General features: G+C 39.9%; 22 protein-coding genes, 1 tRNA gene and 1 rRNA gene. 22 read left to right on the top strand and 2 right to left on the bottom strand.

What is annotated here, in order from left to right:
* Positions 1-231 precede the first annotated feature (231 nt).
* From CUC15_RS00325 to CUC15_RS00335, 3 genes are read left to right on the top strand one after another with little or no spacing between them, the layout of a single operon-like run.
* Positions 232-1,830 (top strand): putative polysaccharide biosynthesis protein, encoded by a 1,599-nt coding sequence (locus CUC15_RS00325; protein WP_114914845.1) that lies wholly within the window; start codon positions 232-234, stop codon positions 1,828-1,830.
* Positions 1,823-3,274, top strand: coding sequence for a bifunctional methyltransferase/pyrophosphohydrolase YabN (gene yabN / locus CUC15_RS00330; RefSeq protein WP_114914846.1), 1,452 nt, complete (start codon positions 1,823-1,825; stop codon positions 3,272-3,274). Before CUC15_RS00325 ends, yabN begins: the two co-directional genes overlap by 8 nt.
* A 7-nt stretch (positions 3,275-3,281) precedes the next feature.
* Complete coding sequence (locus tag CUC15_RS00335; RefSeq protein WP_114918338.1) at positions 3,282-3,539, top strand: RNA-binding S4 domain-containing protein; 258 nt, start codon at positions 3,282-3,284, stop codon at positions 3,537-3,539.
* A gap of 18 nt (positions 3,540-3,557) precedes the next feature.
* Here the strand turns inward: CUC15_RS00335 and CUC15_RS19970 are convergent, their stop codons facing one another.
* Positions 3,558-3,719 carry a hypothetical protein gene (locus CUC15_RS19970; protein WP_162800240.1) on the bottom strand — a complete coding sequence of 54 codons (162 nt, stop codon included), beginning with the start codon at positions 3,717-3,719 and terminating at the stop codon, positions 3,558-3,560.
* Positions 3,720-4,015: 296 nt separating this feature from the next.
* Between CUC15_RS19970 and yabP the strand changes: the two genes are divergently transcribed.
* The 4 genes from yabP (at position 4,016) to CUC15_RS00355 (ending at position 5,753) form a co-directional block, all read left to right on the top strand.
* Positions 4,016-4,318, top strand: coding sequence for a sporulation protein YabP (yabP, locus tag CUC15_RS00340; RefSeq protein ID WP_114914847.1), 303 nt, complete (start codon positions 4,016-4,018; stop codon positions 4,316-4,318).
* Positions 4,315-4,914 carry a spore cortex biosynthesis protein YabQ gene (gene yabQ / locus CUC15_RS00345; protein ID WP_114914848.1) on the top strand — a complete coding sequence of 200 codons (600 nt, stop codon included), beginning with the start codon at positions 4,315-4,317 and terminating at the stop codon, positions 4,912-4,914. The genes yabP and yabQ overlap by 4 nt, the downstream gene beginning before the upstream one ends.
* A gap of 5 nt (positions 4,915-4,919) precedes the next feature.
* Positions 4,920-5,300 carry an FtsB family cell division protein gene (locus tag CUC15_RS00350; RefSeq protein ID WP_114914849.1) on the top strand — a complete coding sequence of 127 codons (381 nt, stop codon included), beginning with the start codon at positions 4,920-4,922 and terminating at the stop codon, positions 5,298-5,300.
* A gap of 69 nt (positions 5,301-5,369) precedes the next feature.
* Positions 5,370-5,753 carry a S1 domain-containing RNA-binding protein gene (locus CUC15_RS00355; protein ID WP_114914850.1) on the top strand — a complete coding sequence of 128 codons (384 nt, stop codon included), beginning with the start codon at positions 5,370-5,372 and terminating at the stop codon, positions 5,751-5,753.
* 180 nt (positions 5,754-5,933) lie between these two features.
* On the opposite strand, the gene CUC15_RS00360 is transcribed toward CUC15_RS00355, so the two are convergent.
* Positions 5,934-6,007, bottom strand: a tRNA-Met gene (locus tag CUC15_RS00360).
* 441 nt (positions 6,008-6,448) lie between these two features.
* Here CUC15_RS00360 and spoIIE point away from each other — a divergent pair.
* The 15 genes from spoIIE (at position 6,449) to CUC15_RS00435 (ending at position 25,566) form a co-directional block, all read left to right on the top strand.
* Positions 6,449-8,902 (top strand): stage II sporulation protein E, encoded by a 2,454-nt coding sequence (gene spoIIE / locus CUC15_RS00365; RefSeq protein WP_114914851.1) that lies wholly within the window; start codon positions 6,449-6,451, stop codon positions 8,900-8,902.
* A gap of 842 nt (positions 8,903-9,744) precedes the next feature.
* Positions 9,745-10,485 (top strand): VWA domain-containing protein, encoded by a 741-nt coding sequence (locus tag CUC15_RS00370; RefSeq protein ID WP_114914852.1) that lies wholly within the window; start codon positions 9,745-9,747, stop codon positions 10,483-10,485.
* Entirely contained in the window at positions 10,448-11,389 is a 942-nt protein-coding gene (locus CUC15_RS00375; protein ID WP_114914853.1) for a protein kinase domain-containing protein, read from the top strand. The genes CUC15_RS00370 and CUC15_RS00375 overlap by 38 nt, the downstream gene beginning before the upstream one ends.
* A gap of 169 nt (positions 11,390-11,558) precedes the next feature.
* Positions 11,559-12,953: a tRNA lysidine(34) synthetase TilS gene (gene tilS / locus CUC15_RS00380; RefSeq protein ID WP_114914854.1), complete on the top strand. Its 1,395-nt coding sequence runs from the start codon at positions 11,559-11,561 to the stop codon at positions 12,951-12,953.
* A 27-nt stretch (positions 12,954-12,980) separates the two neighbouring features.
* Positions 12,981-13,520, top strand: a complete 540-nt coding sequence (gene hpt / locus CUC15_RS00385; protein ID WP_114918339.1) for a hypoxanthine phosphoribosyltransferase — start codon at positions 12,981-12,983, stop codon at positions 13,518-13,520.
* A gap of 176 nt (positions 13,521-13,696) precedes the next feature.
* Complete coding sequence (gene ftsH / locus CUC15_RS00390; RefSeq protein ID WP_114914855.1) at positions 13,697-15,703, top strand: ATP-dependent zinc metalloprotease FtsH; 2,007 nt, start codon at positions 13,697-13,699, stop codon at positions 15,701-15,703.
* 286 nt (positions 15,704-15,989) lie between these two features.
* Complete coding sequence (locus CUC15_RS00395) at positions 15,990-16,769, top strand: type III pantothenate kinase (protein ID WP_114914856.1); 780 nt, start codon at positions 15,990-15,992, stop codon at positions 16,767-16,769.
* The gene (hslO, locus tag CUC15_RS00400; RefSeq protein ID WP_114914857.1) at positions 16,766-17,635 is read left to right on the top strand and encodes an Hsp33 family molecular chaperone HslO; all 870 of its coding nucleotides are present in this window, start codon (positions 16,766-16,768) and stop codon (positions 17,633-17,635) included. Before CUC15_RS00395 ends, hslO begins: the two co-directional genes overlap by 4 nt.
* 20 nt (positions 17,636-17,655) lie before the next feature.
* Positions 17,656-18,558, top strand: a complete 903-nt coding sequence (locus CUC15_RS00405) for a peptidylprolyl isomerase (RefSeq protein ID WP_114914858.1) — start codon at positions 17,656-17,658, stop codon at positions 18,556-18,558.
* Positions 18,559-18,761: 203 nt separating this feature from the next.
* The gene (cysK, locus tag CUC15_RS00410) at positions 18,762-19,694 is read left to right on the top strand and encodes a cysteine synthase A (RefSeq protein ID WP_114914859.1); all 933 of its coding nucleotides are present in this window, start codon (positions 18,762-18,764) and stop codon (positions 19,692-19,694) included.
* A 297-nt stretch (positions 19,695-19,991) separates the two neighbouring features.
* Entirely contained in the window at positions 19,992-20,822 is an 831-nt protein-coding gene (gene folP, locus CUC15_RS00415; RefSeq protein ID WP_114914860.1) for a dihydropteroate synthase, read from the top strand.
* Positions 20,815-21,180 carry a dihydroneopterin aldolase gene (gene folB, locus CUC15_RS00420; protein WP_114914861.1) on the top strand — a complete coding sequence of 122 codons (366 nt, stop codon included), beginning with the start codon at positions 20,815-20,817 and terminating at the stop codon, positions 21,178-21,180. Before folP ends, folB begins: the two co-directional genes overlap by 8 nt.
* On the top strand, positions 21,177-21,671 hold the full coding sequence (gene folK, locus CUC15_RS00425; RefSeq protein ID WP_114914862.1) for a 2-amino-4-hydroxy-6-hydroxymethyldihydropteridine diphosphokinase: 495 nt from the start codon (positions 21,177-21,179) through the stop codon (positions 21,669-21,671). The genes folB and folK overlap by 4 nt, the downstream gene beginning before the upstream one ends.
* Before the next feature lie 114 nt (positions 21,672-21,785).
* Positions 21,786-23,285 carry a lysine--tRNA ligase gene (gene lysS / locus CUC15_RS00430; RefSeq protein ID WP_205317637.1) on the top strand — a complete coding sequence of 500 codons (1,500 nt, stop codon included), beginning with the start codon at positions 21,786-21,788 and terminating at the stop codon, positions 23,283-23,285.
* Between the two features lie 716 nt (positions 23,286-24,001).
* Positions 24,002-25,566, top strand: a 16S ribosomal RNA gene (locus tag CUC15_RS00435).
* Positions 25,567-25,739: the final 173 nt, after the last annotated feature.

Raw genomic sequence — 25,739 nt, forward strand, 5'->3', positions numbered from 1 at the left:
TTATCGCCGTTAATTTTAGTGGGGGACAGGAGGCTTCTGCCGTTGCCCTGAGTTACGCAACTGTTCAGAGCGGAAATCAACTTGTTTCCTATTTCGCAGTTTATATAATAAGCGACATAGCATTCAAAACGGGCTGTTATTGGTCAGCTCGTTTCACAAAGATACCGAATTTACCTTCCTGGTATGCTATAATATAGTGAAATTTGAATGTAGCGGAGAAGGTAGTTTATTATGGTGGAAAATGAATCGAATCGACTGGTTAAAGGCGCATTATTACTGACCTTTGCAGGATTAATCAGCAAAATTCTAAGTGCTGGATATCGAATACCATTGCAGAATTTAACAGGGGATATTGGTTTTTATATTTATCAGCAAATATATCCCATCCTCGGTATGGTCGTGATTCTGTCGTTGTACGGATTTCCATCGGCTATTTCAAAAATGATTGTTGATTTAGATGAAAATGGAAAGAAGCCATCCTTAACAGGGTTTTATTTGCCGATTTTCTCCATCCTTTCCGTCATTAATGGAATGATCTTTCTGTTCCTATTCTTTAATGCGGAATTGGTAGCAAATTGGGTAGGGGATGAAAGCTTGACTGAATCCTATCAGGCCGCAGCCTTTGCCTTTTTGCTTGTTCCCTTCACGTCATTGCTTCGAGGTGTCTTCCAAGGGAATTATTATATGAAGCCGACAGCCTTTTCTCAGGTTGGCGAACAATTTGTCAGGGTGTTTATTATTATTGCTGCAGCAATTGCTGTGTCGGCACAAGTGGTCAAATTATATTCGATTGGCCAGTTTGCAGCAATTGCCTCAATTGCTGGAGGAGGAATGGCGCTTGTGATCCTTGTTTACTACTTTGTTAGAAACAAGCCGTACTCCGTCGACCATACTGATATTCCTATTCACTATTATCTGAAGCAGATTATTGTATTTGGAATTGTTGCAGCATTGAATCATATGACATTACTGGTTATTCAGTTTGCTGATGCTTTCACGCTTATTCCGAGCTTAATGGAATTTGGATTAACACAAATGGAAGCGATGGAGGCAAAAGGAATATTTGATCGCGGACAGCCTTTAATCCAAATTGGAACAGTCTTAGGATCATCATTCGCATTAGCGCTTATTCCATCAATTTCCAAGCAAAAGCTAGAAGAAGACCCAATCACTTTTCATCATTACATACGCAGTGCATTAATGTTTAGCTTTTATTTAGCGGTTGGTGCAACGATTGGGCTTATTGCAATATTTCCGGAAACCAATCGTTTATTATTTGAAAATAATCAAGGAACCTTTGATCTGCAAATTCTCGTACTTTCTATTTTTCTTTGTTCTATCGCAATCACTGCGTCCTCCATTCTTCAAGGATTAGGTTTTATTAAACGAACTGCTGGCTTTGTTCTCGGTGCGCTTTTTGTAAAGTGGATTGCAAATCAATTATTCGTACCATGGTGGGGTGTGACAGGCAGTGCAATTGCAACGGTTTTAAGTTTGCTTGTATTATTCATTTTTGCTATGTTCGAATTAAAAAGGAAACTGCCAGATTTAAATTTATTCAAGCAAATTAAGTGGCGCGCACTATTAGTAGCGAGCCTTTCCATGATTGCTTATCTATTATTAATGGAATACTTATTATTAGGACTAGGTGATAACCTCGGTTCACGATTGTATTTATTAGGTTATGTTTTATTCGTGGCTAGTACAGGAGCATGTATTTTTCTAGTTTGTTTATTAAGGGGTGGGGCATTTTCAGAAGAACAATTGAAGATGCTTCCATTCTCAGCTATTTTAGTTCGTATTCATAAAGGGAGGAAGATAAATGAGTAAGATAGAAATTATTGGATTAGGCGCGGGGGATATTAATCAATTATCGATTGGGACTTATAAAAAATTAACTGAAACAAAGGCAACAGTATTTACTCGTACACTGGATCACCCAGTAATTAAAACGATTCAGGAAGCTGGAGTTCGCTTCCAATCCTTCGACAATATTTATGAAGAAGAAGAGCAATTCGCGACCGTTTATGAACGGATTGTTGCTAGATTGATTGAAGAAGCAAAGGCAACAGCAGAGGGAATCCTTTATACTGTTCCAGGTCACCCAATGCTTGCAGAGAAGGCAGTACAGCTTTTACTTGACCAGGGTGAGGTGGAGGTCGAGGTTGTTGGTGGGCAAAGTTATTTGGACGACCTATTTACATCTTTAAGAATTGACCCCATTGATGGATTCCAGTTCGTTGATGGCACTTCCTTTGAGCGAAGCCAGCTTAATTATCGTCAGCACATTATTTTCTGTCAGGTTTATGACCGCTTTATAGCGTCAGAAGTAAAGCTGGCATTGCTTGAGGATTTGCCTGCAGATTATGAGGTCGTTGTGGTCGAGGCAGCTGGAAGTGAGCAGGAAGTAATTACAAAGCTTCCATTGGAGGAATTGGATCATCGCTTGGAGGTCAGTAATCTAACAAGTGTCTATATTCCGCCGGCAGAGAATCACCTGTTGAATCATACCTTCTCGAATCTACGAGAAGTGGTCCGAGTATTAAGGTCGCCGAGTGGTTGTCCATGGGACCGAAAACAAACCCATGAAACGTTAAGAGAATATGCCGTTGAAGAGGTATATGAATTGCTTGATGCGATTGACCAGCAAGATGATGAAGGTATTATTGAAGAGCTTGGAGATATTCTTTTGCAAGTGATGCTTCATAGTCAAATTGGCGAAGACGATGGCTATTTTACCGTTGATGATGTTATTCGTGGAATAACAGGTAAGATGATCCACCGTCATCCACATGTATTCGGGGATCGTGATGTGTCCTCTGTTGATGAAGTGTTAACAAACTGGGAAGCATTGAAGAAGGAAGAGAAGGGTGAAACAAGACAATCTGTTCTCGATGGTGTTTCTAAGGGTATGCCATCACTTGCGAAGGCATATCAATTACAGAAGAAGGCTGCAAAAGTTGGGTTCGATTGGGAAGAAGTCCAGGAGATTTGGCAAAAACTAGATGAAGAATTAGCTGAAGTGAAAGAGGCAATTGAAGCCAATAATCAGCAAGAGGTCGAGAAGGAATTCGGTGATGTCTTATTTGTAATCGCCAACCTAACGAGGTATTATAAAATAAATCCAGAAATTGCCTTGAACCTTTCAAATCAGAAATTTATTTCCCGCTTTTCTTATATTGAGGAACAATTAGGGAACCAGGGAAAGGCAATAGAAGATGCAACATTAGAAGAAATGGATGCATATTGGGACCAAGCAAAAGAAAGAGAGTGATTGGGAGATGCGTTTAGATAAATTTTTAAAAGTGTCACGACTGATCAAACGTCGTACATTAGCGAAGGAAGTTGCAGACCAAGGGCGAATTTCCGTTAATGGAAACCAAGCAAAGGCATCAACCGTTCTGGCAACAGGAGATGAACTTGTCATTCGCTTTGGACAAAAACTAGTAACGGTTAAGGTAAATAATCTACGCGAAACCGTAAGAAAAGATGAAGCAGAAACAATGTACACAATTGTCAAAGAAGAACAAGTTCAGTAAAAGTCAATTGTAAATCGTTTATCCTGCCTGTAACGAGCGGGCAATAAGCCTCTTTGATGAAAGATTGTTTTCAAAAGTTTGTTGCTGCAAAAGTAGCAGATGGTGATGATAACTTGAAATGAAGTGCGAACTAAGCGCAATGTTATATTCTACTCCCGATAGTCGCACACCTTTGGTCAATGGAAGAAGCCTCCTGTCTTTCGCTTCATTCAATAGCCGTAAGAGAGTTTAATCCATCTTAGTTATAAGAACTGAATAATTAGTGGTAGACGTACAAAATCAGCGTAGGAAATACACGAAGACTCACCAGCCCCCCCTAAGGTGCGCGAAGTGTATTTCCGGAGCGGTCGGCCAGAAAGCAACCGCCATCCTAATTTATATCGAAATGAAATTCCCACTTAAATGAAGTTCCACTTTATTAGTTCTATACTTGTCCCTCCCTTCATAAAATTAATATGGATAAGGAGGGCTTTTATATGAACTATTATGAGAATAAAGAAATCACTACAAGAGCACAAACCGACCATAGCGTTAAGTTAAATAATCGTAAGAATTTGGAAATAACTGGTGTTAAAGAAGTTGATAGCTTTGATAATGAAGAGTTTTTACTGCAAACGGTCATGGGATATCTCATTATCCGTGGTCAAAATCTGCAGTTGAAAAATCTCGACGTTGCAGAAGGAATTGTAACGATTAAAGGTAAGATTTACGAGCTTTCCTATGTCGACGAAGATCAGCAGGAGAAAGCTAAAGGATTCTTTAGCAAGTTATTCAGATGACACTGAGCATCCAGTTCCTGACGATGGCCGCCATGGTTTTGAGTGGGTTTTATTTAGGATTAATTCAAGATACCTATCGTCGTTTCACACGATATTGGCAGAGACGAATCCTTTTAACCTATGTTATGGAAATTTGTTTTTGGCTAACACAGTCAATTATTCTATTTTACGTATTATACAGAGTGAATGCAGGGGAAATTAGGCTATATATTGTGATTGCATGTCTATTAGGATTTTCTATGTATCAAGTAGTCGCTGCCAATTTCTATAAGCGATTACTTGAACATTTAATTAGAATCTTCACGGCAATCTATAACTTTTTTGCTAAAGTTGTACAAGTACTTATTATTACGCCGATTCGATGGATTATCATCACTTTGTTTTTGATCCTCTTAACGATTATTAAGTTATTCGGAAAAATAATCTTCTTTATTCTGAAGTTAATTGCTGCTCCCTTTAAATGGATCGGATATGGCCTCTATCAGCTGCTCCCCGAAAAAGTTAAAAAGAATTTACACAAAATTGCAGGATTTTATAGTAGAATGAAGAATATATGTATAAAGTGGGCCAATTCTCTCAAGTTTAACAGGAGGTAGAGCAGATGTCATCAAGGGAAAAAACGGTTACAAGATTAGATTCGAGTTATATGCAACAATATGATGCATACATAGAAAGACAGAAAAGAAAAAAACAGCGGTTAATTCGTCGTCTTGTGTTATTTTCTATTGCTGTAGTTCTTATTATTGGTAGTTTGACCGCTTATCATGTTAAACAACGAATACTCCATGCAGAGACAGTTAAGCAATATGAATCTCTGGAAGAGAAAATTGACAACCTTGATAAAGAGGGAGCATATCTTAAAGAAGAGATTGAATTACTGAATGATGAAGAATACGTATTGGATATCGCGAGAACCAATTATTTCTTCTCAAAAGAAGGAGAACTAATCTTTAAAATCCCAACTGAGGATCCGTTATATTGACACTTTTGTAAGTGATTAATATACTATATAAGAATTACATTTAATCTTTTAAGGAGGAGCATTTTTTTTATGTCAATCGAAGTAGGCAGCAAGCTGCAAGGGAAGGTAACGGGTATCACTAATTTTGGTGCATTTGTCGAACTTGAGGCGGGTAAAACTGGTCTTGTCCATATTAGTGAGGTTGCTGATAGCTATGTTAAAGACATTAATGAACACCTTAAAGTTGGAGACGAAGTAACGGTTAAGGTTATTAATGTTGAAAAGGATGGCAAAATTGGCTTATCAATTAAGAAAGCAAAGGACCGCCCAGTTCGTAAAAAGAATCCAAAGGAACGTGCAGAGAATTTCGAATCGAAAATGAATCAATTTCTCAAAGATTCTGAGGATCGGTTAGCCTCTTTGAAGAAACACACGGAATCCAAACGTGGAGGTCGAGGTGCTAGAAGAGGATAGCAGCTGCTGTCTATGACTATGCTCTATTATATATAAGTTAACATTATGTGCACTAGGGGAAAATCCCTACTGCTAATAAAAGCAGGTACCAGCTTCGGTACCTGCTTTTATTATTATCTATCTTAAAATATATGAAAAAAGAAGTTAAAAGCATTCTCGCTTTTAACTTCTTTTAATTGATAGCGGCGGAGGGGATCGAACCCACGACCTCACGGGTATGAACCGTACGCTCTAGCCAGCTGAGCTACGCCGCCAAATTATTCAACAATTGCTATCATACAACAGGAGAATTATTGTGTCAATACTATTAGACAAAGAAAAAATAATGCAAAAATAACAATAATAGTTTTGGAAAAAGCAGCTTAGATAAAAACTCAGTACAAAGTAGAATCTACTATATTGCTAGTAGCAGGCAATCCTATCATGTCGCTTCGTGCGAAAAAGAGTAACAGTAATTCGAGTTTCGGCAGAAGATTATGGAAATCGGCAAAGAAATCTAACTTAAGTGTGACGCCTTCATACATTCCTTCAGCTAGATACATTTAGTTACAAGCCTAGATTCATACATGTGTTCGTGTTGAAACCTGTCCATTATATATAAAATGGTCGAACGATTTATTAGACACGCTCTGCTATTTTGACAAAATAAGAAGGCATCATGTGGTTTAATATCTAGAAAGATAGGAGTGATAGTAATGATGGATTCATTTCCAAGGGTGGAATCTAGAGACTTTGTTAAGGAGAAGACAAATCAAATAAGGAGGTTACGTAAATGGATTAGTTCAAAGGTGAAATCCATTCTAATAGATAGAGGGGTATTATATTTTATCGTAGGCTTTCTGTTAGGACGTGCAGTCATTCTTTCCGTTGTTTCCCCATTTGCGGTAGCTTTTATAGCAACGATGTGGTTTATTCATCGGGAAAAAAGTGCCAAGTCGATGATTGCTGTTTTATTAGGTGCATTAAGTTATTCTGTAACACATAGTATATTTATTCTTTTAGCGCTCATCATTTTTGTCTTTCTGGGGGCGCTGTTCAAAAATAAAAAGAATCAGCAGATAATCATTCCCATGCTCGTTTTTCTATCTACTGCAGTACCACGAGTATTTCTATATTCCCTGAATGATCAACTTACCTCTTATGAATGGATGCTATTAATTGTTGAGGGTGTCTTAGGAGCAGTCCTAGTATTAATCTTTATGCAAAGTATTCCTTTATTATCACCAAAAAGATATAAGCCCGCACTAAAAAATGAAGAAATTGTCTGCATGATTATTTTAATTGCCTCGATTTTGACGGGAATGATTGGCTGGGAAGCATATGGAGCATCCGTTGAACAAATATTTTCTCGCTATTTTGTATTGTTATTTGCATTTGTGGGCGGTGCAGCAATCGGATCTACGGTTGGGGTTGTTGCTGGATTAATTCTTTCGCTTGCTAATGTTGCGAATTTATATCAGATGAGTCTTCTTGCTTTCTCCGGTTTACTAGGTGGCTTATTAAAAGAAGGGAAAAAGTTAGGTGTCGCATCTGGGTTACTTGTAGGAACATTTCTAATTGGTATTTACGGTGGAACGACGACATTAATACCTTCAATTATTGAATCATCGGTTGCCATTATCTTCTTTCTCTTAACACCGGCTGCTTGGACAGGTAGTATTTCTCGTTATATACCAGGAACCGAGGAATATACAAAAGAGCAGGAGCTGTATTTACAAAAAGTTCGAAATGTAACTGCCAAAAGAGTGGAGCAATTCTCAGATGTATTCCAAGCTCTAGCGAAAAGTTTTCAGGTGACTGAAACTGACGTTCAGGATGACAATGATATGAAACGGGAGACAGATATTTATTTAAGCAGAGTAACGGAGAAGACATGTCAATCTTGTTTTATGAAGGATCGATGCTGGCAAAAGGAGTTTGACAAGACGTATTCCATGATGGAGGAGATGAAGGATGATGTTACGGACGGGAGGAATCCAAATCGAAAGGTAATGAGCCGCTTTGAAAACCATTGTGTGAAGTCTAAGCAAGTGGTGGAAGTAATGAAGGAGGAGATGACTTATTTTGAAGCAAATCGCAAGTTAAAGCAGCAAGTAATGGAAAGTAAGCGCTTAGTTGCTGATCAACTGCAAGGTGTTTCGGAAGTAATGGATGATTTTGCGAAGGAGATATTAAAGGAACGGCAGCATCACGAGCAACAGGAAATGCAGATTATTCAAGCATTAGAGCATATGGGGATTGAGCTAGAGAAATTAGATATTTACCAATTGGAGAAAGGAAATATTGATATTGAAATGACAGCATCATTTTACAATTATCGTGGAGAGGGTGCTAAATTAATTGCTCCAGTTTTATCGGATATTCTAAATGAGATGATTATTGTGAAGCAAGAGGATATTTCTCCATTTCCTAATGGCTATAGTTATTTGGCATTTGGGTCTGCCAGAGAATTTATTGTGTCGATGGGTGCTGCAAATGCCGCAAAGGGTGGCGGTTTAATTTCTGGTGACAGCTATACTACGATTGAACTTGGTGCAGGAAAATTTGCGATGGCAATTAGTGACGGCATGGGAAATGGCCAGCGGGCGAGAGAAGAAAGTGTAGAAACCCTGAGGCTATTACAGCAGATTCTTCAAACTGGTATTCAAGAAAAGGTAGCAATTAAGTCGATTAATTCTATTCTTGCATTACGAACAACGGATGAAATGTTTGCGACTTTGGATTTAGCTGTCATTGATTTGCATAATGCATTCGTACAATTTTTAAAGGTTGGCTCAATTCCCAGCTTTATTAAACGGGGGAATAAAGTAATCCGAATTGAGGCAAGTAACTTACCAATGGGTATTATTCCAGAGTTCGATGTCGATATCGTCAGTGAGCAATTACTCTCAGATGATCTGCTAATTATGATGAGTGACGGGATTTTTGAAGGTCCAATGTATATCGAAAATTCCGATCTATGGATGAAGCGAAAAATCCAAGAAATGGTGACGGATGATCCACAGGAAATTGCAGACCTATTGCTGGAAGAAGTAATTCGGACTAGATCGGGGGAGATTGAAGACGATATGACCGTGCTTGTCGCTAAGATTGAAAAAAATAAACCAGAATGGGCAACTGTTCCTGTATATCGGAAGAAGGCATTGTAACGTCCGCCTCTGGGCAGTCGCCTTCACTTTTCTTTGTCTAGTATCGCGTGGGCTAGCGACTATGGCCATAGCCAATTGACACTCCGAGTGGAAAGACCACCACTCTACGGTCTCTTGTCTCTGTCCGTCGTCGCTGGGCAAGCCCGCTACACTTTTCATTGTCTAGTATCGCGTGGGCTAGCGACTATGGCCATAGCCAATTGACACTCCGAGTGGAAAGACCACCACTCTACGGTCTCTTGTCTCTGTCCGTCGTCGCTGGGCAAGCCCGCTACACTTTTCATTGTCTAGTATCGCGTGGGCTAGCGACTATGGCCATAGCCAATTGACACTCCGAGTGGAAAGACCACCACTCTACGGTCTCTTGTCTCTGTCCGTCGTCGCTGGGCAAGCCCGCTACACTTTTCATTGTCTAGTATCGCGTGGGCTAGCGACTATGGCCATAGCCAATTGACACTCCGAGTGGAAAGACCACCACTCTACGGTCTCTTGTCTCTGTCCGTCGTCGCTGGGCAAGCCCGCTACACTTTTCATTGTCTAGTATCGTGTGGGCTAGTGACTATGGTCATAGTCAATGGACACTCCGAGTGGAAAGACCACCACTCTGCGGTCCCTTGACTCTGCCCTCCGTCACTGAACAGCCCGCTGTACTTTTCGCTGTCTAGTTCAGGCTCCTAGAGGCTACCGTCATAAGCAATTGACACTTCAAGCACGAAAAACCACGTGCTTTTCGGTCCTTTGCTTATGCGTCCGCCTCTGGGCAGTCGCCTTCACTTTTCTTTGGTATATTCCTCTCCTTTTTTGTCGATGATGGTAGTGGAATATATTGGAGGTGGAGTTAGGTGCGTAAGGGTACATTGAAGCAAATATTATTATTGACGGATGGGTGCTCGAATAGGGGCGAAGATCCTTCTGTAACGGCGGCACTTGCATATCAACAAGGTATAACGGTGAATGTAATTGGCATATTAGACGATGATCAGACAGAGGATTCTGCAGAGTTAAAGGAAATTGAGGAAATTTCGCTTTCGGGTGGAGGTGTAAGTCAGATTGTCTATAGTGAGTCATTATCACAGACAGTGCAAATGGTGACGAAGCAGGCCATGACACAAACGCTGCAAGGATTTGTAAATAAGGAGCTTAAACAAATACTCGGTTCAAATCAAACGATTGAAGATTTAGATCCAGAGAAACGTGGAGAAATTATGGAGGTCGTAGAAGATTTAGGCGAGACAAGTGATTTAGAAGTACTTGTATTAGTAGATACAAGCGCAAGTATGCATGATAAACTGCAAACTGTAAAGGAGTCATTAATTGATCTTTCCATCAGTTTAAATTCAAGGATTGGCAGAAATCGTTTTGCAATTTATAGCTTCCCAGGGAAACGCAAAGACATTCAGAAGGTGTTCGATTGGTCACCGAGATTGGATGCAATCTCGACCGTTTTTCCGAAATTAACGAGTGGTGGAATAACTCCTACAGGGCCTGCAATACGCGAGGCGATGTACCAGTTTGGTAAGAAGAGCTTACTAAGGAGCTTTAGGGATGAAGACAAATCAGGCTTGGAAGAAACAGGATATTGATTTACGACCCGGACTAAAGATAAATGGTAAATGGCACCATAAAAGCTACATTATAAAAAGAAAGCTTGGTGCAGGTGCTGTCGGTACAGTTTATTTATGTGAAGCAAATGGAAAGCTCGCAGCACTGAAAATAAGTGATAAGGGTACATCGATGACGGTGGAGGTCAATGTATTAAAGTCATTACAAAAGGTCCAAGGAAGTCATCTTGGACCTTATTTATTGGATGTTGATGATTGGGTATCTCCATATGGGAACACGTACTCCTTTTATGTGATGGAATATTTGAAGGGGGAGGAAATGACCCGTTATATTCAAAATAACGGGAGTGCATGGGTTGGTGTGTTCATGTTGCAGCTATTAGAGGATCTCGAGCGATTCCATCAATCAGGTTGGGTTTTCGGCGATTTAAAATTAGATAATCTTATCGTCGTTCCTTCGCCAACAAGGGTGCGCTTTGTCGATGTTGGTGGAACAACGCAGATTGGCAGAGCGATTAAAGAGTATACAGAGTTTTACGACCGTGGCTATTGGGGGATGGGGTCAAGGCGGGCGGAGCCCAGCTATGATTTATTCGCTTTTGTAATGGTTTTTGTCAATGTCTTCTACCCTAAACGGTTTGAAAGAGGGGGGCAATCCGACAGAATATTGTTTAAGAAGATTGATGATGTAAAGGCATTGATTCCTTATCGTCAAATACTTAAAAATGCGCTAATGGGAAAATATTTGTCCAGCGTAGAGATGAAACGGGAAATTACAAATGTACTATACAGTACCCAGAAACGACGAACGCGTAAGAAGGGTGTTAATAACGTTAATAACGATGTACATGCACCATTTCTGATGGAGGCAGGAGGAGTGACTATCATTGCAATTGGATACTATCTTTTTTCCCTATTAATATAGGAATACTGCATCTAACATGACAAATCACCCAGTCAGACGATAGTTTTCCCACAACATTTGAAGTTTCTCTTCCGGCCTTACCTTTACAAGCGACGCGCTAGTATTTTTCTTATATAATAGGTATGATAGTCTATAGATTATTTGTTAATACGTTTTGGAGATGGCAGCCATGGAACAAACAGTTCTTTCATTTATAAAAAAACATCAATTGTTAACAGAAAATGCTACCGTATTGATTGGTGTTTCTGGTGGTCCAGATTCTATGGCCTTATTGCATTTTTTCAATTCCATTCGTAAAAAATGGAATTTGCAGCTGAATGCAGTTTCGATTGATCATCAATTAAGAGGGGAAGAGTCGCGTAAAGATCTAGAATATGTTCGAGCAATCTGCAAGGAATGGGATATCCCGTTTGTAGCCGCTATCGTAGATGTTCCCGGCTTTATCAAGCAACATCAGGTGGGAACAGAGCTAGCAGCGCGTGAACTGCGTTATCAGGTTTTTCATGAACAGATGGACCAATTAAATGCAGACTATTTAGCATTAGGACATCACGGCGATGATCAAGTAGAGACAATGCTTATGCGCTTAACGAGAACAGCTAGTGCGAGCATGTTTAACGGCATGCCAATAAAACGGGAGTTTGCCAATGGGATGATTATTCGACCTTTTCTATGTATCACAAAAAAGGACATAGAAGCTTATTGTGAAGAAAATCAGATTGTGCCAAGAATCGATCCAACCAATTTCGATACCATATATACTAGGAATTTTTTCAGAAAGAATCTCCTTCCATTAATAAAGGAGAAAAATAACAATATACATATTACAATTCAGCATTTAAGTGAGACACTAAGAGAAGATGAAGAATTTCTGCAAACAGAAGCTCAGCAGATGGTGAAAGAACTAGTTGAATTTGATACAGTAAATCGAGTGGCAAGTTTTGAAATAGAATCATTTAGAAAGCATGCCCACGCTTTACAAAGGCGTTCCTTTCATCTAATATTAGACTATCTATATAAAGAATTACCCAAGGATTTATCTTATGTGCATGAAGAATACTTTTTTGCATTATTAGAGCATAATAAAGGAAATACTCGTATCGATTTCCCTTCCAATCTTAAATTGGAAAAGTCATATGATAGGCTGACATTTTACTTCGCAGATATTAATCCCCATGACCCTTCCTATGATGAAACATTGGCACTACCAGGAAAAGTCGTACTACAAGATGGCTCAGCGGTTTATGCGGAGTATGCCGATAAGATTGAAACATCCGATCCCTTTCTATATACATGTAATATTGACCAGGTCAAAAGACCACTGCATATCCGGACGAGAAGAGCCGGAGATAGGATGAGCTGGAAAGGATTAAAAGGAAGTAAGAAACTGAAAGATATTTTCATTGATAGTAAAATTCCAATTACAGAACGGGATAAGTGGCCAATTTTAGTTGATCATAAAGGTGAAGTATTATGGGTAATCGGTCTGAAAAAAGGACATCCTAAATCCCAAGCAGTAAATGGAAAATGGATTCAAGTACATTATAAAAAAGGGAATGTGTAGGAGGATTTATGAATGGCAATAGATAATATGAGAAATGAAATAGATCATATTTTAATTACAGAAGAAGAGATTACGAATAAATGTAAGGAACTTGGAAAACAGCTAACAGAAGAGTATGATGGGAAATTTCCGTTAGCAATTGGGATACTAAAAGGTGCACTCCCCTTCATGTCAGATATACTCCGTTATACAGAATGCCATTTAGAGATGGACTTCATGGATGTATCTAGCTATGGTGGTGGAATGACATCTTCAGGAGAAGTTAAGATTATCAAGGACCTTAATACGAAAGTGGAAGGCCGTGACTTACTAATCATCGAAGACATTATCGATAGTGGCTTAACGCTTAGTTACCTTGTGGATCTATTTAAATATCGTAAAGCAAAATCAATAAAAATCGTTACATTGCTCGATAAGCCAACTGGAAGAACGGCGAATATTAAAGCAGATTTAATTGGTTTTGAAGTTCCAGATGAATTTGTTGTAGGTTATGGATTAGACTATGATGAGAAATATCGTAATTTACCATATATCGGTGTATTGAAGCCTGAAGTTTACGGTGGATAAAAGAAGCCGGAACGAGGATTCGATATTACCGAAAGAATGAGTAATAATGGCAGCTGATATGAGCGGTAATTTCTTATTTGTACGAAATGTTTTAATTAAGTGAAATTAGTTGTATTTCAACTTTTTATTATGGTACGATGTAGTATAGTTTTTCCCCACTTGGGAGGAGGTAGGAAATGAGTAAAATATTTAGTAGAGTATTCTTTTGGGTGCTCATTTTCTTTGTCGTTTTTAGTGTCTTTACAGTGTTTAATGGACAAGGTGAAGAAAGTGAAGAATTAAATGTACAAGAATTTATAGAGGCTTTAAATAATGGTGAAATAAAGGAAATGACGTATCAACCTGCAAATGGGATAATTCGTTATGCGGGGGTGTTATCTGACGATAAGCAGTTTATTGCACAAGTACCTGATAATACGGAAATCATTGCAGACATTACGGAAACTGCAAGGGAACAAAGTGTATTGACTGTATTGGAAGCGGAAAGACCTAGTGCATGGTTGACTTTCTTAACGGGTATATTACCGTTCTTACTAATTGGACTATTTTTCTTATTTATTCTTAGTCAAGCTCAAGGTGGCGGCGGTGGTGGCCGTGTCATGAACTTTGGTAAAAGTAAAGCTAAAATGTACACAGATGATAAGAAGAAGGTTCGCTTTACAGACGTTGCAGGAGCAGATGAAGAGAAGCAAGAACTTGTAGAAGTTGTTGACTTCCTTAAAGATCCTCGCAAATTCTCGGCAGTTGGTGCACGAATTCCAAAAGGGGTACTACTTGTAGGGCCGCCTGGAACAGGTAAAACGTTACTTGCTCGAGCTGTAGCGGGTGAAGCTGGTGTACCATTCTTCTCAATTAGTGGATCAGACTTCGTTGAAATGTTTGTCGGAGTAGGGGCTTCACGTGTACGTGATTTGTTTGAAAATGCTAAGAAGAACGCACCATGTATCATCTTTATTGATGAAATTGACGCAGTAGGTCGTCAACGTGGCGCTGGTCTCGGTGGCGGTCATGATGAACGTGAACAAACACTAAACCAATTGCTAGTTGAAATGGATGGATTTGGTGCGAACGAAGGAATTATCATTATTGCTGCAACAAACCGTGCAGATATTCTTGACCCTGCACTATTACGTCCAGGTCGTTTTGATAGACAAATTACGGTTGACCGTCCAGATGTGAATGGTCGTGAAGCGGTGCTGAAGGTTCATGCTAGAAATAAACCGTTAGATAGCACAGTTGATTTAAAAGTAATTGCGATGCGTACACCAGGATTCTCTGGTGCGGACCTCGAGAACTTGCTAAATGAAGCTGCACTAGTAGCGGCAAGAGATAATCGTAAGAAGATTGGCATGTTAGATATTGACGAAGCAACAGACCGTGTAATTGCAGGTGTTGCTAAGAAGAGCCGTGTTATCTCACAAAAAGAACGAAATATTGTTGCCTATCATGAAAGTGGTCACACTGTAATCGGAATGGTTTTAGATGATGCTGATATGGTGCATAAAGTTACGATTGTACCACGTGGTCAGGCTGGTGGATATGCAGTAATGCTTCCAAGAGAAGACCGTTACTTCATGACAAAACCGGAATTATTCGATAAGATCACAGGATTATTAGGCGGACGTGTTGCAGAGGAAATTACATTTGGTGAAGTGAGTACAGGGGCTTCCAATGACTTCCAGCGTGCAACGAATATTGCCAATAAGATGATTACAGAATATGGTATGAGTGATAAAATCGGTCCATTGCAATTTACATCTGGCGGTGGTGGAAATGTATTCTTAGGTCGTGATATACAAAACGAGCCAACATACAGTGATTCCATTGCACATGATATTGATACAGAAATGCAAAACTTTATCAACTATTGCTACGATCGTGCGAAGACGATTCTTACTGAGAATCAAGATAAGCTAGAGCTTATCGCTCAAACCCTGCTTGAAGTTGAGACTTTGGATGCGAAGCAAATTCGCTCACTCTGGGATGAAGGAAAACTTCCTGAACCAGTTGTGGCTGAAGAGGATGTAAAAGTAAACATTCAATCAAAAGATGAAACAGCAGGTAAATCATACGAAGAAGCGAAAACTGAAGTATCAAAAGAGGATCCATCTGATAAGAAATATATCAATGATCCGATTATGAATGATAAACAATCTCCTTCTAATGAAGATGATCAAAAATAATAATTGTGCAGCCACTTAAATGGGTGGCTGCTATTTTTTTGTATAATATAGAAGGATAAAACAATCGATTACTCCACGCCACTTCCTTGAAAAGAAAAGCATTTTTTCTCTGTGCGATTTTGTCAAGGAAGCTTTTCTTATCTGGAGGCGCAGTCCGTACACAGCTTAAACAAGTGCTTCCAATTTTGCTCGTTGCTTCGTGTTTTGTTCCAAAACTAATATATGGTATATTAAAAAATAGTGATGCATACACATTTTGCTTTTTGCTAGAAAGGTATGGTGAGACATGTTATTTGTTCTCGATGTAGGAAATACGAATACGGTTCTAGGGGTTTTTGAGAAAGACCAATTAAAACACGAATGGCGAATAAAAACAGATCATTATAAAACAGAAGACGAGTTTGGTATATTAATCAAGTCTCTCTTTGACCATAGAGGAATTGGTTTCTCAGATATTAAAGGTGTCGTTATCTCGTCTGTAGTACCTCAAATCATGTTTGCGCTGGAGAAAATGAGTCGTGATTACTTTAATATAGAGCCCTGTGTGATAGGAAAAGAGGATGCCACAACCTATTTGAAAATGGATTATCCAACACCAAAAGAAATTGGAGCGGACAGAGTTGTAAATGCAGTTGCAGCGATTGAGGAATACGGTGCACCACTTATTATTATCGACTTTGGAACTGCAACGACATATTGTTATATTAATGAACAAGAGGAATACTGTGGAGGTATTATTACCCCGGGAATAAATATATCAATGGATGCACTATATAGCAAAGCATCGAAATTAAGCAAAATTGAAATTGAGGAACCAGCAAATGTGATTGGGAAATCGACGACAGAAGCAATGAAATCAGGTGCATACTACGGTTCTGCTGCAATGGTGGATGGAATTGTTAACCGGATCAAGAATGGGGTTCAAAGTTCACCAAAAGTAATTGCAACAGGCGGACAATCCTTTCTTGTTGCTGAGGAGTCAGCAACAATCGAGAAAGTGGATGCACATTTAACGTTAAAAGGATTGCATTTAATTTATCATAAACTCAAGGAGATGACATCATGAGCGATTATATAATAAAGGCAATAACAAGTAACAAAAAAGTACGTGCGTATGCAGCTACATCAACGAATACGGTAGAGGAAGCACGCAGACGTCAAGACACGTTTGCAACAGCTTCTGCAGCCTTAGGCAGAACTCTTACCATTACTGGGATGATGGGTGCGATGATGAAGGGCGAAGATTCAACGATGATTAAAGTGGAGGGAAATGGCCCACTTGGTGCAATCGTAGCGGATGGAAATGCGAAAGGTCATGTACGTGGATACGTTGCGAATCCACATACCGATTTTGATTTAAATGAAAAAGGAAAGCTGGATGTTTCCCGTGCTGTTGGAACAGAAGGACGCTTAAGTGTAATTAAAGATTTAGGATTAAAGGAATACTTTACTGGAGAGGTTCCAATTGTATCTGGTGAAATCAGTGAAGATTTTACGTACTATTTTGCAACCTCAGAACAGGTGCCATCAGCTGTCGGTGCAGGGGTGCTAGTTAATCCAGACCACACAATCCTTGCTGCGGGAGGATTCATTGTCCAGCTGCTTCCTGGAGCAGATGATGAAACAATCGATCTTTTAGAAAAGCAAATAAGTGAATTACCGCCAATCTCCACGTTAATTCGTGACGGAAATACGCCAGAACAAATTCTCGAGCGTTTATTTGGGGATAACGAAGTAAAAATACTTGAAAAACTTCCACTTGAATTCCGCTGTAAATGTTCCAAGGAAAGAATTGCAAATGCAATTATTGGATTAGGGAATGATGAAATCGAAGCCATGATTAAAGAAGACCATGGTGCAGACGCGAGTTGCCATTTCTGTAATGAAACCTATCATTTCACTGAAGAAGAACTTGAAGCATTGAAACAGTAGTGAAGGGAAGAAGTAATTTCATGTCAAAAAAGTTACTATTAGGTATTATTGTCGTCCTTCTAATCACCAATATTGCTACATTGCTATTTTGGAGCCAAGATGAGAAGGTCGTCATTAATGATAATACTGGAAAAGAAGTAGAAAAAAGGGGCGACGTTGCAAAGGTTGGTAACGAAAAGATCACGTATAACCAATGGATAAGTGCCCTAACCAATGACTTTGGTGAAAACCAATTAAAAAAAATGATTGATCGTTCTGTCGTTGAACAACTGGCAAAGGAAAACAATATCGAAGTTGATGAAAAGGTTATTGAGCGTGAGTTAGCATTTTTAACATCGATGCAAGGTGTTCTGACAGAGGAAGAGATAGCGACAAATGAAGAAAAGTGGAAACGTGATATTACTTACCGATACCAATTGGAACAATTATTAACGATGGATATCGATATTCCTGAAGAGTCCATTAAGGCTCATTACGATGAATATGAGAATCAATATAACTTCTCCGCTTCCATGCAAGTATCTCATATTATCGTGGATAATATCGATACTGCTGAAAAGGTGAAGAATGAGCTGGATCAAGGTGCAGCATTCCCATTATTAGCTCAGGAATATTCGATTGATGAAGAATCAAAGAATGACGGGGGATACCTAGGGTTCATTACAACATCAAGTCAATTTTTCCCTGCAGGCTATGAGGAAGTAGCCAAAAAGATGGAAGAAGAGACTTACAGTGAACCATTTCAAGTGGATACTGGTGTAGCAATTATTTACTTACACCGGAAACTTCCTAGTGTAGAATTTACGTATGATGAGATTAAGCCATATGTTAAAAGTGAACTTGCTCTGCAGCAATCACAACAATCACTTTCGGCTAATTCCTTGTGGGATAAACTGAAGATTGAATGGCTATACGAAGATTAAGATAAAGGAAAGCATGACAAGTATAGGAGTGAATAGACTATACTTGTCATGCTTTTTCTGGAATAGGGAGAATAAGAAAGGTGTAATGATAATCGGCCATCTTTTTCTTTAGCCAAATAGACGTGCACTTGTAAAAGCTTGACAATTATTTGAAAAGACTATAAATTAATCATATATAGATACTAGGATTTGGAGGGGATTGTATGAGAGTTTCAGATTCAATAATCGGATTAATAGGTGAAACACCAATCGTCAAACTGAATAATCTTACGGATGAAAATAGTGCAGATGTATACGCAAAATTAGAGTTCTTTAACCCTGGAAGTTCTGTGAAGGACCGTATTGCAATGGCAATGGTCGAAGCGGCTGAAGAAGAGGGGATTTTAAAAGCAGGAGATACAATTATCGAGCCAACAAGTGGAAACACAGGGATTGGTCTAGCGATGGTTGCTGCAGCTAAAGGCTATAAAGCAGTACTTGTTATGCCTGATACAATGAGTAAAGAACGTCGTAATCTTCTTCGTGCATATGGCGCTGAGCTTGTGCTGACTCCTGGTGCAGACGGAATGAAAGGTGCAATTACAAAAGCAGAGGCACTGAAAGAAGAAAATGGCTATTTTATGCCACAGCAATTTGAAAATGAGGCAAACGTAGAAGTGCATGCTCGTACAACTGGTAAAGAAATTGCGGAACAAATGAAGGAAGGCTTAGATGCTTTTGTTTCTGGTATTGGAACTGGTGGAACGATTACCGGTGCAGGCCAAGTGCTTAAAGAGCAGTTTGAGGGAATCAAACTTTATGCAGTAGAACCTTCAGCTTCACCTGTTTTATCTGGTGGTTCTCCAAGTCCACACAAGATTCAAGGAATCGGGGCGGGATTTGTTCCTAAGATTCTAGATACAAACCTTTACGATGAGGTCATTACAATAGAAAATGATGAAGCATTTGAGACGTCTCGAAAAGTTGCAACAACGAACGGAATTCTTGGAGGAATTTCATCAGGTGCAGCGGTAGCAGCAGCACTTAAGGTTGCTAAACAATTAGGAAAAGGGAAAAAGGTATTAGCAATTCTTCCAGATAACGGGGAAAGATACTTATCAACTGCTTTATATCAATTTGATGAAGATAACGAGTAATTAGAGAAAGGATTAGCATCGAGGAAGATGCTAATCCTTTTTTTGCTAAATACGATTCTTCTCGTATTGTTGGTTGTTGCGATCTTATAAAACGCGATATTAATGCTATGTTGATTTTGTTGTGGAAAGTCTCCCGCGACGTCTTCCCAAGCAGGACAAGAGAGGATCAGCAGCCGCTCGCGGAAAGCGAGTTGTATTTTCACAGCGGTGGGTCTGTAGCAAATCACGACTGGATGAAGCTTCCTCATATATGGTACGATAGAGAAAGATATTGACGGAAGAAGGTAGGATAGGCAGATGATCTTAAAAACAGCAAACCATACACTTGATTTAACAAAACGTACTCATATTATGGGAATTTTAAATGTTACTCCTGACTCATTCTCTGATGGGGGAAGCTATACAACGATTGAAAAAGCGGTGGCACAAGCAGAGTTGATGGTGCAGCAAGGTGCGGATATCATTGATATTGGTGGTGAATCGACAAGACCGGGACACCGACCTGTAGATGCTGAAGAGGAGATCTCGCGTGTCGTGCCAATTATTGAAGCGGTGAAAAAAAGATTCGACATTCCGATTTCAATTGATACATTTAAAGCAGAGACTGCAAAACATGCCGTTGAAGCTGGTGCCGATATTATTAACGATATTTGGGGAGCTAAGCTGGAACCTGCAATTGCGGACGTTGCGGCAAAATACAATGTGCCAATTATCTTAATGCATAATCGAACGGATGAAAATTACACATCGCTTATTGCCGATATGAAAAACGAATTGCAGGAGAGTATTGATATTGCGATCCGTGCAGGTGTTCCTAAGGAGAATATAATTCTAGACCCTGGTGTTGGATTTGCGAAATCGGCAAAAGAGAACTTAGCTGTGATGAATAATCTGGAACAATTTGTGGCGATGGGCTATCCATTTTTATTAGCTACATCAAGGAAACGATTTATTGGACATGTATTGGATCTCCCGCCACAAGAAAGAGATAATGGAACAGGAGCAACGACATGTCTAGGAATTGTTAAGGGAGCGCATATTGTCCGTGTTCATAACGTAAAAGTGAATAAGGAATTAGCAACAATGATGGATGCAATGCTCGGTAAAGGTGGCGTTCATATTGGATAAAATTCTATTAAATAACATGCAATTTTATGGATTTCACGGGTTACTTCCAGAGGAAAACCGATTAGGACAACGATTTAATGTTAATGTTGAACTTTTCCTAGATTTAAAAGACGCAGGACAATCAGATGATATGAACGACTCTGTTCACTACAGCGAGGCGTATGAACAGGTCAAGCGTATTGTGGAAGGTAGCGCCCTAAATTTGATCGAGGCGGTAGCAGAGCGTATCGCCGACCAGCTGCTATCCTCCTTTGAACTATTAACAGCTTGTAAGGTGAGAGTAGAAAAGCCGAACCCGCCAATTGTCGGGCATTATGAGTCAGTGGCTGTAGAAATATATCGGGAGAGAACCATATGAATAAGGCATATTTGGCGTTAGGAACCAACATTGAACCAAGACTGGATTACCTCCATGATGCATTACGTGCATTGGAAGATCATCAAGCAATTGAGATTAAGCAAGAATCATCGATATATGAAACTGTACCTGTAGGATATAAGGATCAAGCCGATTTTTTAAATATGGTGATTGAAGTGGAAACGAGGCTTACCTCAATGGAATTACTTGATTACTGCCAGCAAGTGGAGTTAAATTTAGGACGAAAAAGAGACATTCGATTTGGACCACGAACAATAGACCTTGACATTTTGACCTTTAATCAAGAAAATAGTAAAATAGAAAGATTGATTATTCCTCATCCACGTATGCAGGAGCGAGCGTTTGTGCTTATACCTTTAAAGGAAATTGCAGCAGACTATCTTATTCCTGTTTTGGATAAACGTCCACAGGAATTGATTCATGCACTTCCTAAGGCTGATATAAACGATGTGCGAAAAATGCAGGTATAGGTTATACGTTTGGTTTAAACTGTCCAAGTGAGTTTCGAATATACACCCGTGTAGCCTAATACATCAAAGAATGTTGAGTTTCTTATAGTTTCTTATATACTTATATCTATATTAATGACTGGAGTGATGGCTGTGTCAGAGGAATTAAATGAGCAAATGCTCGTACGGCGCGATAAATTAAATGTATACAGAGAAAAAGGGATCGATCCATTTGGTGAGAAATTTATCAGAACCCATCTAGCTAACGAAATTATTGAGGAAAATGAATTGCTTTCTAAGGAAGAACTGGAAGAAAAGGCTGAGAAAGCTACGATTGCTGGAAGAATTATGACCAAACGCGGAAAAGGGAAAGCAGGATTCGCGCATGTTCAAGATTTAAGTGGTCAAATCCAAATCTATGTAAGAAAAGATGAAATTGGCGAAGAAGCTTATGAGGTATTCAATACAATCGATTTAGGCGATATTGTTGGGGTCACTGGTGCGATATTCCGTACAAATACAGGGGAGTTATCTATTAAAGCGGAGAAATTCCAGCTTCTAACGAAATCACTTCGCCCATTGCCTGAGAAATATCATGGTTTGAAGGATGTTGAGCAACGCTACCGTCAACGGTATTTAGACTTAATTACGAATGCAGATAGTCAAAAGACGTTCATTCTGCGTAGTAAAATCATTCAATCGATTAGAGAATATTTAAATGGACATGGCTATTTAGAAGTAGAGACGCCAATGCTTCATAGCATTCCAGGCGGAGCTGCTGCACGTCCATTTATTACGCACCATAATGCATTAGACATTGAGCTATATATGCGAATTGCGATTGAATTACATTTAAAACGGTTAGTTGTAGGTGGACTAGAGAAGGTTTATGAAATTGGCCGTGTATTCCGTAATGAAGGGATATCAACAAGACATAACCCTGAGTTTACGATGATCGAATTATATGAAGCATATGCAGATTACAATGATATTATGGAATTAACAGAGAATCTAGTTGCCCATGTTGCAAAAGAAGTACTTGGTTCGACTAAGATTGCTTATGGAGATAATGAGATTGACCTTGAGCCGAAATGGACAAGACTCCATATGGTTGATGCTGTTAAAGAACAAACAGGTGTAGACTTCTGGCAGCAGATGAGCGACGAAGAAGCACGTAAATTAGCAAAAGAACATGGTGTAGAAATAAAAGACACGATGTCCTTTGGTCATGTAGTAAATGAATTCTTTGAACAAAAAGTAGAAGAAACGTTAATTCAACCGACATTCATTTATGGTCACCCAGTAGATATCTCACCACTTGCAAAGAAAAATCCAGAGGACGAGCGCTTTACTGATCGGTTCGAACTATTTATTGTAGGTCGCGAACATGCGAACGCATTTAGTGAATTAAATGATCCGATTGATCAGCGTGCACGCTTCGAAGCACAAGTACAGGAAAGAGAAGCTGGAAATGACGAAGCCCATTTAATGGATGAAGATTTTCTGGAAGCACTTGAGTATGGTATGCCACCGACAGGCGGACTAGGTATTGGGATCGACCGTCTTGTTATGTTATTAACGAATGCACCATCGATTCGTGATGTACTGCTTTTCCCACAAATGCGTAATAAATAATAGATAAGTTAGTGAAAGACTTTAAAATGATGATTCGATTGAATGAATCCCATTTTAGAGTCTTTTTAATTACCTAGGAACGGACTATATTTCTGTCTATGTAAACCAATTGCCTGTAATGAGTGGACGAAAGCAGTGAATAGCTTAAAGGTTGTTTTGTGAAGGTATATGTTTTTATTAGTAGAAAACAGGGTATTCTATATATTACTCAGTAATTATTATCAACCCTAAAGATAGTTATAAGATAGAAGGAGTCACATTTAGTTGCAATTATACAGGTTTTATATGGGATATATCTAGTTGGACGTAGCATTAAACCTTTATAAAATAAGGGTTATAAGACTTCGTCAATTATCTAAATAAATGGAATATATCTTTTTTGTGTTTTACTGTAAAATTCCACTTGCTTTTCAACAACAAACATGGTAAATTTATAAACGTTGCTTCTACAAAAAGCGACAAGCTCACAGAAAAAGAAAACATGTTTGTAAAAAATAGCTTTAAAAAACTGTTGACTTAGATAGTGAGATGTGTTATATTAATAAAGTCGCTGATTTACGAATCGGCAACAACATTTGCTCTTTGAAAACTGAACAAAACAACCAGTATGTCAACGAAAAGAAACTTGTTTTCTTTTCAATAAAACAAGAAGGTAACACTTCTTAAAGCTAAGACATTATATGGAATTGATTGGTGTCAATTTCATTTCAAACACTTTATTGGAGAGTTTGATCTTGGCTCAGGACGAACGCTGGCGGCGTGCCTAATACATGCAAGTCGAGCGCAGGAAGCAAGTTGACCCCTTCGGGGTGACGCTTGTGGAATGAGCGGCGGACGGGTGAGTAACACGTGGGCAACCTACCTGTAAGATCGGGATAACTCGCGGAAACGTGAGCTAATACCGGATAATACTTTTCACCTCATGGTGAGAAGATGAAAGGCGGCGCAAGCTGTCACTTACAGATGGGCCCGCGGCGCATTAGCTAGTTGGTGGGGTAATGGCTCACCAAGGCGACGATGCGTAGCCGACCTGAGAGGGTGATCGGCCACACTGGGACTGAGACACGGCCCAGACTCCTACGGGAGGCAGCAGTAGGGAATCTTCCGCAATGGACGAAAGTCTGACGGAGCAACGCCGCGTGAGTGATGAAGGTTTTCGGATCGTAAAACTCTGTTGTTAGGGAAGAACAAGTATGATAGTAACTGATCATGCCTTGACGGTACCTAACCAGAAAGCCACGGCTAACTACGTGCCAGCAGCCGCGGTAATACGTAGGTGGCAAGCGTTGTCCGGAATTATTGGGCGTAAAGCGCTCGCAGGCGGTCTTTTAAGTCTGATGTGAAATCTCGTGGCTTAACCACGAACGGTCATTGGAAACTGGAGGACTTGAGTACAGAAGAGGAGAGTGGAATTCCACGTGTAGCGGTGAAATGCGTAGAGATGTGGAGGAACACCAGTGGCGAAGGCGACTCTCTGGTCTGTAACTGACGCTGAGGAGCGAAAGCGTGGGGAGCGAACAGGATTAGATACCCTGGTAGTCCACGCCGTAAACGATGAGTGCTAGGTGTTAGGGGGTTTCCGCCCCTTAGTGCTGAAGTTAACGCATTAAGCACTCCGCCTGGGGAGTACGGCCGCAAGGCTGAAACTCAAAAGAATTGACGGGGGCCCGCACAAGCGGTGGAGCATGTGGTTTAATTCGAAGCAACGCGAAGAACCTTACCAGGTCTTGACATCCTTTTGCCCTCCCTAGAGATAGGGATTTCCCTTCGGGGACAAAAGTGACAGGTGGTGCATGGTTGTCGTCAGCTCGTGTCGTGAGATGTTGGGTTAAGTCCCGCAACGAGCGCAACCCTTGATCTTAGTTGCCAGCATTTAGTTGGGCACTCTAAGGTGACTGCCGGTGACAAACCGGAGGAAGGTGGGGATGACGTCAAATCATCATGCCCCTTATGACCTGGGCTACACACGTGCTACAATGGATGGAACAAAGGGCTGCAAAACCGCGAGGTCAAGCAAATCCCATAAAACCATTCTCAGTTCGGATTGTAGGCTGCAACTCGCCTACATGAAGCCGGAATCGCTAGTAATCGCGGATCAGCATGCCGCGGTGAATACGTTCCCGGGCCTTGTACACACCGCCCGTCACACCACGAGAGTCGGTAACACCCGAAGTCGGTGAGGTAACCTTTATGGAGCCAGCCGCCGAAGGTGGGACCAATGATTGGGGTGAAGTCGTAACAAGGTAGCCGTATCGGAAGGTGCGGCTGGATCACCTCCTTTCTAAGGAATATTCGGAACGCTATCTTTAAGATAGTAAGGACATACATGGTTGTTTGGTTCAGTTTTGAGAGAGCAAATCTCTCATTTTATACTTTGTACCTTGAAAACTAAATAAGAGTAACAACGACATCAATTTTAAAAATTAAAGCAAGGCTAATAAATTAGTACGCTTA

The organism is Oceanobacillus zhaokaii (genome assembly GCF_003352005.1).
GTDB lineage: Bacteria > Bacillota > Bacilli > Bacillales > Amphibacillaceae > Oceanobacillus > Oceanobacillus zhaokaii.